Here is a 16,666-nt window from a genome sequence, read left to right as displayed (position 1 = left end):
TATGAAAGCAACCAAGAGACATTCTTTTTAAAATTATGTAAACATTTAGGTAACTAGTATCTATTTTAGAACATTTTGTGACATTTTTAAAGTGTTATCTTTATTTTACATCCATACAATAAATGAAAAAGGGAGGCGGGAACCCCATGAACAAAGGCGCAAGCGCCCGTTTAGCAACGTAGCGACTGGAACGAATCAACTAAAGATAAAGGAATCATGTCACTAAAACTGGGGTATGCCGACGTCTGGGCGGCAAGCCCGTTTTTAGTCGGCCTTCCTCTTAGTGACAAACCGATGATGTCTTATCGTAGGGCGCATTTCTAAAGTCGCATAGTTACTGGACGATGGATCCGGATGTGGCTATTCGGTTATTTCGTATCCCCAAGCACCTAATTTTATAGGTTCCTATACAATGAAAAAGGGGCAGGAACCCCATCAAAATAAACACGCCTACGGATAGACGTGTTTTAAAGCTAACATGGTTTAAGCTGATTTTTCCTCCAGCAGATCATTTTTGCGTTTTTCATTTTCTGAAATGATATATGCACACGCCGCATCTCCTGTTATATTTAAGGATGTACGTAACATATCCAATAATCGATCTACTCCAATAATTAAGGCAATTCCATCTACAGGTAAGCCTACTTGTTTTAACACCATCGCTAGCATAATCAATCCTACCCCAGGAACCCCTGCTGTTCCAATACTTGCTAGCGTAGCTGTTAAAACAACCATTAGCATTTGACTTAAGCCTAACGGTTCTGCATAAACTTGCGCAATAAAGACAGTAGCAACTGCTTGCATAATTGCAGTTCCGTCCATATTAATCGTCGCACCCAATGGTTGAACAAAACTACTGATTGATTTTTTTACACCCAGCTTTTCTTGCGCCATCTTCATCGATACTGGTAATGCAGCACTTGAACTAGAAGTACTAAAAGCAACGGACATTGCCGGGAAAAACGATTTATAAAATTTTACTGGGCTTGCCTTTCCTAATGTCTTAATGGCAATGCTGTACGTAATTGCACCATGTAACACTAAGGCTAAAATAACTGCAAACATATACATAAACATCGAACCTAACGCGTCTAATCCAGCTTCTCCCACCGCTGAGGCAATTAAGGCAAACGCACCGTATGGAGCAGTTTTCATAATTGCATTAACAAGGAAGATCAATATTTCATTTGCCTGTTCAAATAAATTGCGTATACCGCTCGTTTTCTTACCAAGCACAGCTAAAGCTACTCCAATAAAAATAGCAAAAACGATTATTTGTAACATGTTTCCTGTAGACATTGCTTCAATTGGATTCTTTGGTATAATTTGGACAATTGTATCCATAATTGGTGGCGCTGCCTCTTCTTCATATGAAGCATCACCTATGTCAAACGTTCCACCTTCACCTGGTTTCAGAACCAATCCTACCCCTAAACCAATAACTAAAGCGATAGCTGTAGTTATTAAGTAAAAGCTAATCGTTTGTATCCCTATTTTTCCTAATTTGGAGGGATCACCCAATCCCACTGTGCCGAGTACAATAGACACAAACACAATTGGTACTACAATCATCATAATTAAATTTAAAAATATTTCTCCAACTGGGTTCAATGCATACGTATCAATCACAGAAAACACATCAGTAGGTGCAAATGTTAAGCCAATACCTACAGCAACACCTAATATTAGGGCAATCAATATTTTCTTTGTAAGACTCATAAGCATCTTCCTTTCCTGTTCTATCTCTGTTAACAGTAGACCAAAAACACCGAATAATGAATAAAATGGAAAGCGATAGACTTCTCAGTATTCTCTAACTTTTATTTTGGGTCTCATCTTTTAACTCCTTTGAGTTCAGTTAAAAGAATGCGCTTTCTTTGTTTTTTCGTTATAGAAGGTCTTTCTTCAGATATAAGAACTTGCTTTTTGAACAACCTTATCCTATTGAATATTTGGATGAGTGGTAGAGTTTAAGAAATGGGATATAACGAGCAGCGTCTTGCAAGGTTTAGAAAAAAAATTAGAGTTGCTTTTTTATTTTATCATTTTTTTTACTGCTTGAATAGTCCTATTTTTTGGAAGACAGAAAAATAGCATTTTTCTCTTTATAATATCTATTAAATTATCAGTTTCACATAAAGCAATAGAATATCGCACTCTCTTCTTTAATCACATGTAAGAAGTAAGTTAACAACACTATTATTACTGTTCATAACCTTGACATTTCCTTACATTTGCATTATCGTTAACCAATATAAAAATAGGTTAACGATAATACGATTCTATGTTATTCTTAATTACATATAAAAATGAGAGGATGAAATTCTATTTATGTTAAATTTCCAATCATTAGCAAATGCTGTTGTAGAAGGATATGCACTAACCGAGGGAGAAAGCTTAGCCATTTTAAATTGCCCAGACGATGCCATTCTACCGTTATTGCATAGTGCTTTTTCTATTAGAAAACACTATTACGGCAATAAAGTAAAATTAAATATGATTATAAATACGAAATCTGGGGCATGCTCGGAAAATTGTGGGTATTGTGCACAGTCCCGTGATTCCACAAATCCCATTCAAAAATACAAAATGATGGACAAAGCCTCCATTATAAAAGGGGCAGAAAGAGCCATGCAAATGAATGCTGGTACGTACTGTATTGTTGCCAGCGGGCGAGGACCAACAAAACGGGAATTGAATCACATTACAAGTGCTGTTAAGGAAATTAAAGAAAAGTACCCTTTAAAAATTTGTGCCTGTCTTGGCATCTTAAAACCAGGACAAGCAGAGCAACTAAAAGATGCAGGTGTTGACAGATATAACCACAATATTAATACGTCTAAAGCTCATCACCATAATATTACTACGAGCCATACCTATCAAGATCGTGTACAAACCTTAAACCAAGTAAAAAAAGCGAATATATCGCCCTGCTCAGGAGTCATTATCGGAATGAAAGAAACGAAACAAGATGTTATCCAAATGGCATTGGCCTTAAAAGAATTAGAAGCTGCTTCTATTCCTGTTAATTTTTTACACGCAATGGAAGGAACGCTACTTGAAGGAACGGATGAGTTAAACCCATTGTATTGCTTAAAGGTATTATGCTTGTTTCGTTTTACGAATCCAACCACTGAAATTAGGGTGTCCGGAGGGCGTGAAGTGAATTTAAGAAGTCTACAACCTCTAAGCTTATATCCAGCAAATTCTATATTTATAGGAGACTATTTAACCACCGCTGGACAAGTAGCAACAAAAGACTTTCAAATGCTAAAAGATCTTGGTTTTGAAATAGATTATGGAGAGACGAAAGCACCTGTATATTAAAGACAGCGATAATTGGATGCGCTATCTATGCATAAACGATAAAGTATGGAAGCAAACTATTCCCTTATCGTTTATGCTTGTCTTGTTGAAGGAGGATTTCTGAGAAACTGCCGTCTCTTTTATATTCGCCATGAAGCTTCATACTTAGCGCTATTAAAAAGGCTATTGCTAAACATCCTGCTAGGAATAAATGTGTTCCTGTTCTTCCCCATATTTCTACCATGACAAGCGTAATCGAACCAAGAGAAGCACCAATAAATAGAACAAATGCATAAAATGAGGAAGCAGCAGATCTTTCTAGTCCACTGATGTCACCAATTATCTTCATAATAATCGGGAAGGTACAAGCTATCCCGGCTACATACGTTATACTCATAGTCACGATAAACTGCAGACTGCTACTTATACCCATCAGTATTAAACTAATCATACTGAGGCACAGGCTAAAGCGAAGGAGCGTCAGTTCTTTTACCCGACCAGCTAGTTTCGCTGCAAGCGGTGAAAAAATCATACCAATAACCCCTAATGCCCGAACATAGTAAATGGCTTCATCTGATAAATAATAGGGAGCCGCTTGCAAATAATCTCCTAAAATCGTATACATGCCAATAAAAGTAAACAGCAGGGGAAAAGTAATACCGTAGCATAATAGTAAATTTTTCCGTTTTGAGATCACTTGCAATTGTCGCATGTATTCAGCCATAACATTTTTTTTCGTTTCATTGCTTACTTTTGGCAATAACCATATGAACAAAAGAGCCGTAACAATATAAATAGCAGCAAACATATAGAACACCGACTGCCAATCAAATATCTGGTTCACGTGATCTGCAACAGCTTGACCAGTAACCCCAGCTAACACATAGCCAAAACTAATATAACCAATTACTGTAATACGCCAATAGTCAGGAAATAGTTCAAAAACATATGCAAGAGCTGTTGGAGCGAAGGTTGCTGCAAACAAACCTTGCAACGCTCGGAAGGTTAAAACCGCATTAAAAGCTTGGGGAAGCGCTGTCAAGAAGGTAAAGCAAGCTAGTACCAAAAGACCAAAAACGATAATCTGTTTTTTTCCAAATTTTTGTGATAAAGGAGCAAACAACAGAAAACCACAAGCATAAAAAATAGAAAACACACTGCTCATCCAAGCAGCTTGTTGTTCTGTAACCTGAAAATAGGCTGCTAAAGAATCCGTAATAGGGATTATTATATAAACAGCAGAAACAACAACAAGGGCACACCAAAATAAGAGAATCGTATAGATGTAATTTTTGGGTAATGGTGGCTTCACCATAAAACCTCCCATTTTATTTCACTCTTGTTTTAACTATATGATTCCCTGCTGATTCATGTGTCTATGGTATCATTCTGAAAAAGCGAAGAACCTTTACAGCATGCAATATAAAGTCGGTCAAAAAAGGTGAGGTAAAGAAGAGTTGAATAAAAATTTTTACGGACACAATTTTTTCAAGTTGGAAACATAGAATTGGATATCATGAAAAATAGAAGGAAAGACAAAATATTTGTGAATAAGCCCTATATGGGAGCATTTTCAAAGCGGATAATATCGGAGTTCTTAACAGTTAACAGAAAATATGTAAACCAGAAAGCAAGGAAAATGGGATGGAGGCGTATAAAAGCTCCGACCCTTGATTAGTACTTTCCTATCTTTTCTCGAGTTTAAATAATATGTTTCATCCCATTCATTCTTAACCATTGCTCAATCTTTTTGTCTAATAACCGAACTCGTTCTAACGCAACTTTATCATCAATGCGTCTATAATGATGATTTCCACCACTTTCTTCATCAGCTTCATCCGCCAAGTGAACCACTTGCTGTAATGGCTTTAATTGCAATTCACCGGTTGGCAAATAAGAATCTGTATGAAGGAGGATAGCTACTGCTATTTCCTTAGCCACCTGACGATCCTCACCAATTCGAATGAGTAATTTATGCGCACGGCTTGCTCCTTTAATCGCATGAATATCATTTTTTCGATACATATCATAATCCCATTTGCCTTCCCGATACCAGGTGTAGTGACCCACATCGTGTAATAATGCAGCCTTAGTAGCATGGTCAGGGTTTACGTGATACTGCTCCGCTAATACAAATGCATGCTCTGCTACAGCAATCGCATGAGCCACACCTGAACGTTTCAGATATCGTTGCGTAATCGGATGTAAAAATACAGCTTCTAATGTTACATTCCTCATTTAAACATACCCCCCTCTATATAATTAAAATATCTTCCAAATGCTCTTGTTTTCTTAGAATTTCTCAAACACCTCCTTTAATTATTTGACATATTTTCCACCATGTTACCCAAGTAATATGAGTAAATTTTAAAAACTATAGCATATAAAAGGCATCTATTGCAAGTTATATTTATCCCACGAGTCTGGAAAATATTTACCGGGCTTCCTCTCACCTTGTCTTTTCTTTCTATTATATCGCTTTAATAAAATCGCAACCACATCAGCGAGAGTTTTTTTCCAACTTTAATTATTAGTTACACAGGGATGTAGCCTAAAGACCTCTGAACAAGATTGGATATTTTTACAGCCTCTCATCTGTCCGCCTCTGGTTTACCTTGCAGAAGAGAGAGGCTAGTCTTACTTGAAAGTCACCTGTGGGATAAAGATGTTGGAAGGATACTTGCATCTTTACCTGTAGTGAATCTATACTTTCGAAAAATGTTAGTTGTAAAAAACAACTGTCGTAAATAAAAGCACCCAATAGCATGCTTCTATTTACGACAGTCGTTCAGGGCACGTTACATTTCTAGCTCAAAATCTTTTACATATGCTCTTGGTGTCAGAATTGCTTTTCCATCAAATGTATCTAGCGGTTTTCCATTTTTTACTCGATTTGGCGTATCAGGATTGGCTAACGCCTGACGGGCAATTGCTATAAAGTCAGCTTGTCCCTGTTCAATAACCGTAGCAGCTTTTTCTGGGTCGCCCAAGCTTCCACAAGCAATAATTGGCTTACCGGAATATTTTTTGGCTGCCTCTGACATTGTCATCGTTCCATCACCGAAGCCTGGCGTAGTGGCGTCATCATCCGAAATATGAATATAATCCACATCTGTTTTTCCAAGCTCAGAGAAAATAGTAGCCGCTTCTTCTTCTCCACCAGGCCACTTATAACTTTTATCTGTTGCTTTTAATTGGGAAATGCGAATACCTACAATCATCGTCCCTCCTACCGCCTCACGAACATCAACTATCAATTCTTTTAAAAGGCGGACCCTATTTTCTACACTGCCGCCATACTGATCCGTACGCTGATTAATCCCTTTCGATAAAAATTCATCGAGTAAATAACCATTTGCTCCATGCAATTCCACTCCATTAAAACCAGCTTTCTTCGCATATTTAGCCGATTGAACAAACCCTTGTTTCACTTCTTCAATTTCAGCAAGTGTTAATTCCTTTGCTTCAGGGTAAGGACCGCTACCTCCGTAAATTTCAGCTTTATCACTCGGAGGAGTGAATGGAGATGGTGCGACAGTAACATCCGAATAATAATTCCCTTGGGTTTGTGCCCCGCCATGCATCAATTGTGCAATCATTAATGCACCATGTGATTGGACACTTTCTACAATTGGTTTCCAGTTTGCAGCGTGTTGTTCAGTAGCTAACCCGCCCTGAAATTCATAGGCTTGACTATGTTTTGTATCAGGATAAACGCCTTCCGTAATAACAACGGCAAAACCACCTTTTGCGTATCTTTCGTAATAACGGTGTACACGTTCATTGGGTGTTCCATCTGCTTCCGAGCTAACTCTAGTCATGGGCGCTAAAATATAGCGATTTTTTAATACTTGTGTACCTAAATACCCTTGTTCAAACAGCTTGTTCATCTTAATCACCCTATTCTTGTTGTTATTTTAAAATTAACTATTTCGTTAATTTTATGCCATTTATTATTCCAGATAATTTAATATTCTACAACTCATTTGCTCAAGGCAAACTTTAACAAACATCTTTAGTACTTTGCATTTTTTCCAATACTAATTATTCTTTCTCGCTTAGAGAAATCATATAAATTAATAACTATTCTAATATTTTTGAAAAAAATCTAATGAAAGTGATTGTAAGCCTTGTTAATTCCTTAAAAATATTATATACCCTCGATTAACAGAAAGGTTGGGTTAATCAAATTATTCAAAAATATATGTATTATCTTGAAGGATAAGGGGGTTTTATTTTGTCGCAGAAACAACAAGCCCAAAGCGTACTTGAAATTAAAAATTTACATACAGGTTTTTTAATAGATAATGAATTACATCATGCCGTAATGGATGTGAGTTTTAACGTCAACTCTAAAGAAATTGTTTGCGTCGTTGGCGAATCAGGATGTGGAAAAAGTGTTATGTCATTATCTATTATGCAGCTTCTTCCAAAGACAAATTCTAAGATTTCTGCAGGAGAAGTTATTTTTAATGGAGAAGATCTGGTCCAAAAGTCGGAAAAGGAAATGAACCAAATTCGTGGTAAAGATATTGCAATGATTTTTCAAGAACCTATGACAGCATTAAATCCTGTTTTTTCGATTGGCTGGCAGTTGAGGGAGGTTTTATTTAATCATTTGGAAATATCCAAGCAAAAAGCTACAAATAAAGCCATTGACCTGTTGAAACAAGTAGGAATATCCCGTCCAGAAAAAATTATGGATGAATATCCGCACCAACTATCTGGTGGGATGCGTCAGCGTGTCATTATCGCTATGGCGATTGCACTGCAGCCCAAACTATTAATTGCAGATGAACCAACAACAGCATTGGATGTAACGATTCAGGCACAAATACTAGAGCTTCTTAAAGGTATACAAAATCAAGTCAACATGGCAATTATGCTCATCACTCATGATTTAGGTGTCGTTGCAGAGATGGCCGATAGAGTAATCGTTATGTATGCTGGACAAATCGTAGAAAAGGCTGGTGTCGTTGAATTATTTACAAAACCTAAACATCCGTATACGCAGTCATTGCTGGAAAGTATACCAAAGATGGATAAGACAGTGGAAAAACTAAACACCATTGATGGTATAGTACCTTCATTGGATAATATGCCTGAAGTAGGTTGCCGTTTTGCTGGCAGATGTCCAAAAGCATTCGGAGATTGCCCGCTTATAACACCACAACTTGCTGAAGTGGCTGCCGGTCAATATGCACGCTGCCTCTTATTTGATGAATGTTATCCAGATAAGACATCACGTATTAAGGAGGTAGAAAAGGTATGATCCAGAATACGGAAGTAAAGAAAAAAGATTTAACGCAAAGAGGTTTACTTTTAGAAGTCAAAAATTTGAGAAAATACTACCCTGTTCATACTGGCTTTTTCAAACGAAAAACAGGCGATGTGAAAGCCGTAGATGATATTTCCCTCACCCTTCGCAAAGGGGAGACGTTTGGCCTCGTTGGTGAGTCAGGATGCGGAAAATCTACCGCAGGTCGTACTATTTTAAGGTTGACGAATGCAACAGATGGAAAAATCTTTTTTGAAGGTAAAGATATTACTAATTTAAGTGGTTCTGCTCTTCGTAAAGCAAGACAGGATTACCAGATGGTGTTTCAAGATCCATATGCTTCACTAAATCCGAAAATGATGGTGGGGCATTTAGTGGAGGAACCTCTTCGAAATTATCGAAATAAATCCCATAAGGAACTAAAACCAGAAGTGCAACATCTATTAAAACGTGTTGGTCTTCGTGAAGAAGATTATTATAAATATCCGCACGAGTTTTCAGGAGGGCAGCGTCAACGGATTGGAATAGCAAGGGCACTGGCTTTAAACCCTAAATTAATTGTTGCTGATGAACCAGTAAGTGCACTGGATGTATCCATTCAATCGCAAGTGTTAAACCTTTTGAAAGAACTGCAGGAAGAATTTGATTTAACTTATTTATTCATTGCCCATGACTTAAGTGTAGTCAAACATATGAGTGATCATATTGGTGTCATGTACCTAGGTAAAATGGTAGAAGTCGGAGAGAAAGAATCCATTTATAGAGAACCATTGCATCCTTATACACAAGCACTAATTTCCGCAATTCCTGAACCAGACCCATTAAATAAAAAGGAACGCATTATCCTAAAAGGTGATGTCCCAAACCCACAAAGTCCGCCGAACGGCTGCGTTTTCCATACAAGATGTCCCATGGCAATGGATAAATGTAAAGAAATTGTCCCGCAATTAAAGGAGGTGAAGCCTAACCACCAGGTCGCATGTCTATTATATGAGAATGAATAATCATTTATTTTTAGGGGGGCGTAAGTGTTGAAAAAGAAAGTTTGGTTGTTTTTATTAATTTTTCTATCGTTATCTTTATTTCTAGTAGCATGTGCCGATACGACATCCGAGGAAGGTGAAGGTAGCTCAGGGGATGAGAAAGCAGAAGGGTCTGGTGATGACGCTGAAGCAAAGGCAGGTGAGCCTAAAAAAGGCGGCACCGTTACATTTGCCTTTACACAACCATTCCAAGGCCTTTTGGATCGTGGGTTTTATGAAGGTGAGGATGATGAGAAAATTTTAAGATTTATAACAGATAGTCTAGTCGATACGAATGATGAGTTACAGCCAGAACCAGGTATGGCAGACTTTGAAGTCGATAAAGAAAAGAATACTGTTACTTTTACTCTAAAAGACGGAATTACGTGGCATGACGGCGAGCCACTTACTACGGAGGACGTCGCCTATGCCTATGAAGTTATTGCACATCCGGATTACGAAGGGATGCGCTATACGAATGTGAACATGATTGAGGGTGTAGAAGCCTATAACAAAGGAAAAGTAGACAGCATTTCAGGAATTGAAATTGTCGACGAGAAGACGATTGTACTATCGTTGACAGATGTTGCACCAAATACAATTTCAAATCTATGGAGCTACCCAATGCCAAAACATCATTACGAGGGTATTGAAGTAGCTGATTTACCTGAATCGGATGCTGTCCGTAAAAACCCAATTGGTACTGGACCGTTTAAGGTAAAAAACATCGTACCAGGCGAAATGGTAGAAATGGAAAAATATGCGGATTACTGGCAGGGCGAGCCATACTTGGACGGTGTCGTTTATAAGGTTATTGATGCTTCTGTGGCAACAGGCTCTCTTAAAAATGGGGAGATAGATATCATGCAAGCTCCAAGTAGCCAATACCCTGAAATTAAAAAGCTTGATAACGTAGAAGCGATTGAAGAGCCAGCACTGAGCTTTAACTATATCGGCTTTAAATTAGGTCATTGGGATGCCGAGAAAGGCGTAAACGTGATGGACAATAAAAAATTTCAAAACAAACAGCTACGTAAAGCAATGGCTTATGCAATTGACATTCAAGGAATTTTGGATTCCTTTTCCAATGGTCTTGGTGAAGTAATTGGAGCACCGGTACCTCCTGTCAGCTGGGCATATGCGGATCAATCAGAGCTTGAACAATACAATTACGACCCTGAAAAAGCAAAAGAATTATTGGATGAAGCTGGTTATGTTGATGTCAATGATGATGGCTGGCGTGAGGATCCAGACGGAAAAGAGTTTACGGTAAACTTCGATACTATGTCAGGTTCAGATATTTCTGAACCACGTGCTCAATACATTTTACAGAACTGGCAGGATGTTGGCATCAATGCGAAATTAAACGGTGGTCTTAAAGAGTTTAATTTATTCTATGATGTCTTGGAAAAGGATGAACCCTCTGTCGAAACCTTTATGGGCGCTTGGGGACTTGCTTCTGATCCAGACCCAACAGGTTTATGGAAATCAGATAGCGTATCAAACTATGCGCGTTGGGTAAATGAGGAGTCAGATAAGTTAATCGAAAAAGGACTTAGCGATGAAGCTTTTGATCAAGAATACCGTAAAAATGTTTATGTTGAATGGCAAAAACTGATTAACGATGAATTGCCAAACATTTTCCTATACGCACCAGTGGATGTATATGCAGTGAACAAACGTCTACAAAATGTTCACACCAATTCATTTACATCTCAGCAAAACACACATTTATGGTGGGTAACAGACGCTAACGAAGAATAAAATATAAAACTAGTGATAAGGGGAAAATAATATGCTCATATACACATTAAGAAGAGTAGCCATCATGATCCCCATTATTTTCCTTGTCTCTGTAGTGGTATTTTTCCTGGCAAACCTAATGCCAGGAGATGCCCTTACAGGGAAAATTGATCCATTAAATACAGACCCAGCGTATATTGAAGAAATGCGAGAAAAGCTTGGCTATAATGATCCCACTTATGTTCAGTATTTAAACTGGGTCAGTGGATTTTTTCAAGGGGATTTTGGGCAATCATTCGTGCATAAAATGCCCGCTTCAGAATTAATTTTATCGCGACTGCCTAATACCATATTACTAGCTGTTGTAGCCATGATCATTACATACATAGTGTCCTTTTTAATGGGAAGATATGCAGGCCGCCATCCCTACACATTAGGCGACTATGGTGTACAAGTATTAAATTATTTAGCACTTGCCATGCCGAGTTTTGTAGCAGCTTTATTGCTCATTTACTTTGTTTCCTTTCAATTAGGGTGGCTCCCAGCAACTGGAAGTATTGGTTCGGGGGTAGACCCTGGGACATGGAAATATATCGTTAGTAAAGTAGAACATGCTATCTTACCGTCATTATGTCTTGGTTTATTGCCAATTGCTAGCTATACGCAATTTTTACGTAACGACATGATTGAAAGTTCTCAAAAAGATTTTGTGCGTATGGCACGCGCAAAAGGAACACCTGAAAAGAAAGTATATAATAAACATATTTTACGTAATTCTGTCATCCCTATCGTTACGCTATTAGGGTTTGATTTAGCTGGTATTATCGGAGGATCTGTTATTATTGAAACCATTTTCACGTATCCAGGGGTAGGTCAACTATTTGTAGATTCAATTAATAATCGAGATTACACAGTAGTTATGGCGATCACGATGCTATTAACCGTTATGACACTTATTGGAAATCTGCTCGCTGATATTTTCTATGCGTTAGTGGATCCTAGAATACGATTGGATTAATGGAGGAGGTAGATTAAATGGAACCAATTACAAACCAAACTGTTCAGCAGACCCCTCCAAAGAAGAAAAGTTTATCACAATGGGCAATGGCCCGAAAAAAATTCATCCGAAATATTCCTGCAATGGCTAGTCTTATTTTCCTATTAGTTGTAACAGCATTATCCATGGCGTCACCACTTTTATCTGAAATTGATCCGAGTCGCATAAACCCAAAGCTTGTTGAAGCACCGCCTTCTGCTGAACATTGGCTTGGTGCAGATAGTGCAGGTAGGGATATCGTTACCATGCTATTATATGGTGGACGGACATCGTTATTAATTGGCTTTTCTTGTACGGCCATCATTATATTCATTGCTACGTTAATAGGAACAATTTCAGGTTATTACGGGAATAAAATTGATAGTATTCTCATGCGATTTACTGATTTTATGATGAATTTCCCGTTCCTGATTTTTGTTATTGTATTACAAGCGATTTTTGTTGACAGTGGTGTGTTAGCATTAATTCTTGTTATTAGCTTACTCAGCTGGACCGGAGCCGCAAGAGTAATTCGAAGTAAGGTTATGTCGGAAAAGGAAAATGAATATGTATTAAGTGCGGTATCAATCGGTACCAAGCCTTCTAAAGTAATGATTAAACATATACTCCCTAACGTCATATCAACCATTATCGTTCAGGCAACACTTTTATTAGCAGCGATGATTGTGGCCGAAACTGGATTGAGTTATCTTGGCTTCGGTGTACCAGTTGGCACGCCAAGCTGGGGGAATATGCTACAAGCAGCCCGTGACCCTGGTACGTTCGAAAACCTGTGGTGGGTATGGTTACCACCTGGTTTGTTAATAACGTTAACCATTTTATCAATTAACTTTATCGGCGAAGGATTTAAAGATGCTTTTAACCCGAAAACAAAGAAATAATAGTTTGAGCCTGGGTTTTATGAATGATAAAACCCAGGTATTTTCATTGAAAAAACTAATTTCCTTTCATTGTTCTTTTGACTTGTTGTATTTTACTACGATCAAGCGAATGAGCAAACGAATTATTTATTCGTACACCTGAACCAAAGTGAAAGGCTTGTGGCTTTAATTGATGATAGACATCGGCAAATGTCTCTGGCCTTAAACCGTGACCAACCATAACGGATAAATGCGTATCATTGGCTAAATCAATTATTTGCTGCAGTTGTGGAATTGCGTCAGGAGCTTTATAATTACCACCGGCTGTTAAAATCGTTGTAATTTGCTCATATTTTGCTAAGCATTGTAATGCTTCTACTTGATCACGGGCAAAATCAAACGCCCGATGGAAGGTTACTTCCAAACCATCAGCCACATCCAACAACTGTTTTAAAACTTCCTCATCAATGGTCTGTTTAACCGTCAATGCACCAATAACAATCCCATTTGCTCCAACTTTCTTAATTAACTCTATATCCGCTTTCATTGTGTCTAAATCATGTTTATTATATACGAACGATTGACTATGTGGACGAACCATTACATTCATAGGAATGTTTACAGCTTCTACCGCATTTTTTAGTAAACCGAAGCTTGGTGTTAAGCCAATTTCCGCCATTGCAGGACTAAGTTCAATCCGATCTGCACCATACTGCTCTGCCTCAATCACATCTGTTAAATTCGTTGTAATTACTTCTAAAAGCATGAATATTCCTCTCCTTTACATACTCTACCCTCATCCTACCCAAACTGAGTACCATTTAACAGACCAAAAGCATGCAAAGTATCCATTTAATTATACTTAAGAATTGAATTCTTATAAATATTTCAATCGGTACGGGAATAAGCGGGCAACAACTATCCATAATCCCAGTCGTTTAAAAAATATTCCACAACAGGGAAAAGAATCAATAAGACACCCATACCCTATTGAAATAATCCGACTTTAGCTAACTGATTTTTATTGCCTTTAAAAATTGATTCATTAAATCCTGAAATTACGATGAGTAATTTCTTGTTCCAAAATGAACCACCCTAACAACATGAAAATGCAACTGATAATATAAAAATCGACGGGGTACATCCTATTCCCATCTCTTTTTTTAATTGTTTAAATACACAAACATAGTTTGGCTATTTCAAGTTATCAATCTATAAAGATAACACTTGTTTTCTCATTTTATTTGCTCTATTTAATCAAATATGATTAAATAGCCTGTAAATAGTTTCATACTATATGTTTCACTAGGGGAGCAATTTTATTGCTGAGAAAGGAAACTTGACCCTTTGAACCTGATCTAGTTTACACTAGCGTAGGGAAGTGATGACTTGCAACAGATTAACAAGCTAGTCAAGCATGCACTCCCATTCTTTACAATCGTTGAATGGGATTTTTTATGACTTTTGCTTCACTTCATTACAGAGCTAAGTGATCTTCCTCAAAACTGCAAAGGTGAGTTGTTTCCATAACTTCTCTAGCATTAAAATAATAACATGGAAGAGGAGAATTAAACGTGCAACCATTATTTACAGACCGTTTATGGAAAAAGGTGGAGCCCATTTGGAAGTCATATTTGGAGCACCCGTTTGTGAAGGGACTAGGGGAAGGTTGGCTGGACAAAGAAAAGTTTAAACATTGGATGAAGCAAGACTATGTTTATTTAATCGAATATTCCCGTCTGTTTGCACTAGGTAGTGCAAAGGCAAATGATTTAACAACTATGACAACCTTTGCCAATCTATTACACAGCACATTGCATATGGAAATGGATTTGCATCGTAACTATGCAAGTAAATTCAGTATTACCGCACAAGAGTTAGAAGAAACAGAAGCAGCTGCGACAACGACTGCATATACAAGTTATATGCTAAATGTCTCTCAACGAGGTGGCGTAGAAAATACAATCGCTGCTGTTCTCGCATGTGCCTGGAGCTATAACTATATAGGGAAAATACTAGCAACATGGCCAAACGCATTGGAACATGAATTTTATGGGAGTTGGGTACAAATGTATTCCTCAGATGAATTCACAGCACTTGCTAACGACTGCATTGATTTAATAAATGCTATTGCTAAAGATAAACCAGAGCATGAGCTGGCTCTATTAGAAGATATCGTTGTCAAGACAAGTTACTTTGAGTATATGTTCTGGGATATGGCAGAAAATCAAGCAATGTGGCCAATCCCTTCCACAGCATTAGTTTAAATGTGCATGACACTCCATTACTAATATTCTATCTAATTATTATAAAGAAAGACTCCCTGCTATATTTCTATTTCAGAAGGGAGTTTTTCTGCTTTCGGATATACATTTATTCTTGAGATAAATATTCCTCTAATGTTAGATCATTCTTCATGATTTCTTGAGCGGCTTTCTTACCAACATAACGAATATGCCATGGTTCATATTGATATTGTGTAATTTCTTCTTTTCCCTTTGGAAAGCGAATGATAAATCCATATTCAGCCGCATTCTCTGCCAACCATTTACCTTCATCTGTATTTCCAAAATCCTCGTTTAATTGGAAATCAACATTAGGACTAGTCACATCCATCGTTAAACCCGTTTGATGTTCACTTTCACCTGGACGAGCACTTACTTGGTTTGCTTCTGCTTCACCTAAAGATTGTACATTAGAAGCAAATATCGATGTTTGCCGATCATAGGAACGATATCCAGACTGGGCAAACAACTCCAAGCCTTCCTTATCTGCAGCTGCAAATAACTCTTCAAGCGCTGGAGCAGCAATTTTACGCATTTGTTTTTTCGGTAAATCTTCAGTAAAAGGAAAACGAACATTGGGTGTCACTAAGTCCACAGGCGTATAGTCTGCTGGTAGGGCATTTTCCTTATTTACTAATACTAATTGTTCGTGGGGATTTGCAGTAACTTTTGTCCCACTATCCGTGGTAACAGGCTCTGCTTTAACAGGCAATTCTTTACCCGCTTCAAAACCACTAGATTTATCTTCAAGTAGTTGCCGAACCACTTTTGCAGTTTCTTGTTCATAGATACCAGTTAAAGGTAAATCTTTCTGCATCTGTAAGTCTGTAACAGCCCATACAGTAGCATCATCAAATTCACCATTATCTTTTATATCGTAGCCAATATTCTTTAAAGCAAGTTGTAAAGCTTTTACATCTTTGCCACTATCTAATTTTTGTAAATCCGCTTCAGGAAGCTGTAAGCTCTGATTTGTTTCACCGTTTTTTTCATCATTGGAATGAGTTGATTCTTCTTTATCGTTATTCGTACATGCTGATGTAAATATAAACATAAGCAATAAAACAATAAAGGTGATGATATGTTTCCGTTTCATAATTTCCTCTCCTTCGAAA

Annotated in this window: 13 protein-coding genes and 1 riboswitch; of the genes, 7 read left to right on the top strand and 6 right to left on the bottom strand. The window is 37.7% G+C overall.

Annotated elements, in window-relative coordinates; genetic code table 11:
* Positions 1 to 483: 483 nt before the first annotated feature.
* A complete protein-coding gene (locus tag KBP50_RS00315; RefSeq protein ID WP_050350527.1) occupies positions 484 to 1,719 on the bottom strand; it encodes a dicarboxylate/amino acid:cation symporter in 1,236 nt (411 codons plus the stop codon).
* A 612-nt stretch (positions 1,720 to 2,331) separates the two neighbouring features.
* Between KBP50_RS00315 and bioB the strand changes: the two genes are divergently transcribed.
* Positions 2,332 to 3,327, top strand: a complete 996-nt coding sequence (gene bioB / locus KBP50_RS00310; RefSeq protein ID WP_050350528.1) for a biotin synthase BioB — start codon at positions 2,332 to 2,334, stop codon at positions 3,325 to 3,327.
* A gap of 64 nt (positions 3,328 to 3,391) precedes the next feature.
* Here bioB and KBP50_RS00305 read toward each other — a convergent pair whose 3' ends face one another.
* From KBP50_RS00305 to KBP50_RS00295, 3 genes are all read right to left on the bottom strand, one after another.
* The gene (locus KBP50_RS00305) at positions 3,392 to 4,618 is read right to left on the bottom strand and encodes an MFS transporter (protein ID WP_050350529.1); all 1,227 of its coding nucleotides are present in this window, start codon (positions 4,616 to 4,618) and stop codon (positions 3,392 to 3,394) included.
* A gap of 389 nt (positions 4,619 to 5,007) precedes the next feature.
* Positions 5,008 to 5,544, bottom strand: a complete 537-nt coding sequence (locus KBP50_RS00300) for an HD domain-containing protein (protein WP_050350530.1) — start codon at positions 5,542 to 5,544, stop codon at positions 5,008 to 5,010.
* A 560-nt stretch (positions 5,545 to 6,104) separates the two neighbouring features.
* Positions 6,105 to 7,196 (bottom strand): oxidoreductase, encoded by a 1,092-nt coding sequence (locus tag KBP50_RS00295; protein WP_050350531.1) that lies wholly within the window; start codon positions 7,194 to 7,196, stop codon positions 6,105 to 6,107.
* Positions 7,197 to 7,543: 347 nt separating this feature from the next.
* On the opposite strand from KBP50_RS00295, the gene KBP50_RS00290 reads away from it, so the two are divergent.
* Genes KBP50_RS00290 through opp4C form a run of 5 tightly spaced genes read left to right on the top strand, consistent with a single transcriptional unit; the run spans position 7,544 to position 13,287 of the window.
* Entirely contained in the window at positions 7,544 to 8,578 is a 1,035-nt protein-coding gene (locus tag KBP50_RS00290) for an ABC transporter ATP-binding protein (protein ID WP_050350532.1), read from the top strand.
* The gene (locus tag KBP50_RS00285) at positions 8,575 to 9,588 is read left to right on the top strand and encodes an ABC transporter ATP-binding protein (protein ID WP_050350533.1); all 1,014 of its coding nucleotides are present in this window, start codon (positions 8,575 to 8,577) and stop codon (positions 9,586 to 9,588) included. The genes KBP50_RS00290 and KBP50_RS00285 overlap by 4 nt, the downstream gene beginning before the upstream one ends.
* A 27-nt stretch (positions 9,589 to 9,615) precedes the next feature.
* Positions 9,616 to 11,370 carry an oligopeptide ABC transporter substrate-binding protein gene (gene opp4A, locus KBP50_RS00280; protein WP_050351147.1) on the top strand — a complete coding sequence of 585 codons (1,755 nt, stop codon included), beginning with the start codon at positions 9,616 to 9,618 and terminating at the stop codon, positions 11,368 to 11,370.
* Between the two features lie 31 nt (positions 11,371 to 11,401).
* Entirely contained in the window at positions 11,402 to 12,367 is a 966-nt protein-coding gene (gene opp4B, locus KBP50_RS00275; protein WP_050350534.1) for an oligopeptide ABC transporter permease, read from the top strand.
* 17 nt (positions 12,368 to 12,384) lie between these two features.
* On the top strand, positions 12,385 to 13,287 hold the full coding sequence (opp4C, locus tag KBP50_RS00270) for an oligopeptide ABC transporter permease (RefSeq protein WP_050350535.1): 903 nt from the start codon (positions 12,385 to 12,387) through the stop codon (positions 13,285 to 13,287).
* Positions 13,288 to 13,342: 55 nt separating this feature from the next.
* Here opp4C and KBP50_RS00265 read toward each other — a convergent pair whose 3' ends face one another.
* Positions 13,343 to 14,032 (bottom strand): copper homeostasis protein CutC, encoded by a 690-nt coding sequence (locus KBP50_RS00265; protein ID WP_050350536.1) that lies wholly within the window; start codon positions 14,030 to 14,032, stop codon positions 13,343 to 13,345.
* Positions 14,033 to 14,563: 531 nt separating this feature from the next.
* Positions 14,564 to 14,663, top strand: a riboswitch (TPP riboswitch).
* Positions 14,664 to 14,840: 177 nt separating this feature from the next.
* Here KBP50_RS00265 and tenA point away from each other — a divergent pair.
* Positions 14,841 to 15,533, top strand: coding sequence for a thiaminase II (tenA, locus tag KBP50_RS00260; protein ID WP_050350537.1), 693 nt, complete (start codon positions 14,841 to 14,843; stop codon positions 15,531 to 15,533).
* A gap of 106 nt (positions 15,534 to 15,639) precedes the next feature.
* On the opposite strand, the gene KBP50_RS00255 is transcribed toward tenA, so the two are convergent.
* Complete coding sequence (locus tag KBP50_RS00255; protein ID WP_050350538.1) at positions 15,640 to 16,647, bottom strand: D-alanyl-D-alanine carboxypeptidase family protein; 1,008 nt, start codon at positions 16,645 to 16,647, stop codon at positions 15,640 to 15,642.
* Positions 16,648 to 16,666: the final 19 nt, after the last annotated feature.

This window comes from Virgibacillus pantothenticus (assembly GCF_018075365.1).
Lineage (GTDB): Bacteria > Bacillota > Bacilli > Bacillales > Amphibacillaceae > Virgibacillus > Virgibacillus pantothenticus.
Note: the sequence above shows the minus strand (reverse complement) of the source record. Positions and strands in the feature narration are given on the sequence as shown.

Coding starts and splice junctions, on each gene's coding strand:
- KBP50_RS00295 (WP_050350531.1), bottom strand. CDS start 7,196: ATGAACAAGCTGTTTGAACAAGGGTATTTAGGTACACAAGTATTAAAA.
- opp4B (WP_050350534.1), top strand. CDS start 11,402: ATGCTCATATACACATTAAGAAGAGTAGCCATCATGATCCCCATTATT.
- bioB (WP_050350528.1), top strand. CDS start 2,332: ATGTTAAATTTCCAATCATTAGCAAATGCTGTTGTAGAAGGATATGCA.
- KBP50_RS00285 (WP_050350533.1), top strand. CDS start 8,575: ATGATCCAGAATACGGAAGTAAAGAAAAAAGATTTAACGCAAAGAGGT.
- opp4C (WP_050350535.1), top strand. CDS start 12,385: ATGGAACCAATTACAAACCAAACTGTTCAGCAGACCCCTCCAAAGAAG.
- KBP50_RS00315 (WP_050350527.1), bottom strand. CDS start 1,719: ATGAGTCTTACAAAGAAAATATTGATTGCCCTAATATTAGGTGTTGCT.
- KBP50_RS00265 (WP_050350536.1), bottom strand. CDS start 14,032: ATGCTTTTAGAAGTAATTACAACGAATTTAACAGATGTGATTGAGGCA.
- KBP50_RS00255 (WP_050350538.1), bottom strand. CDS start 16,647: ATGAAACGGAAACATATCATCACCTTTATTGTTTTATTGCTTATGTTT.
- KBP50_RS00300 (WP_050350530.1), bottom strand. CDS start 5,544: ATGAGGAATGTAACATTAGAAGCTGTATTTTTACATCCGATTACGCAA.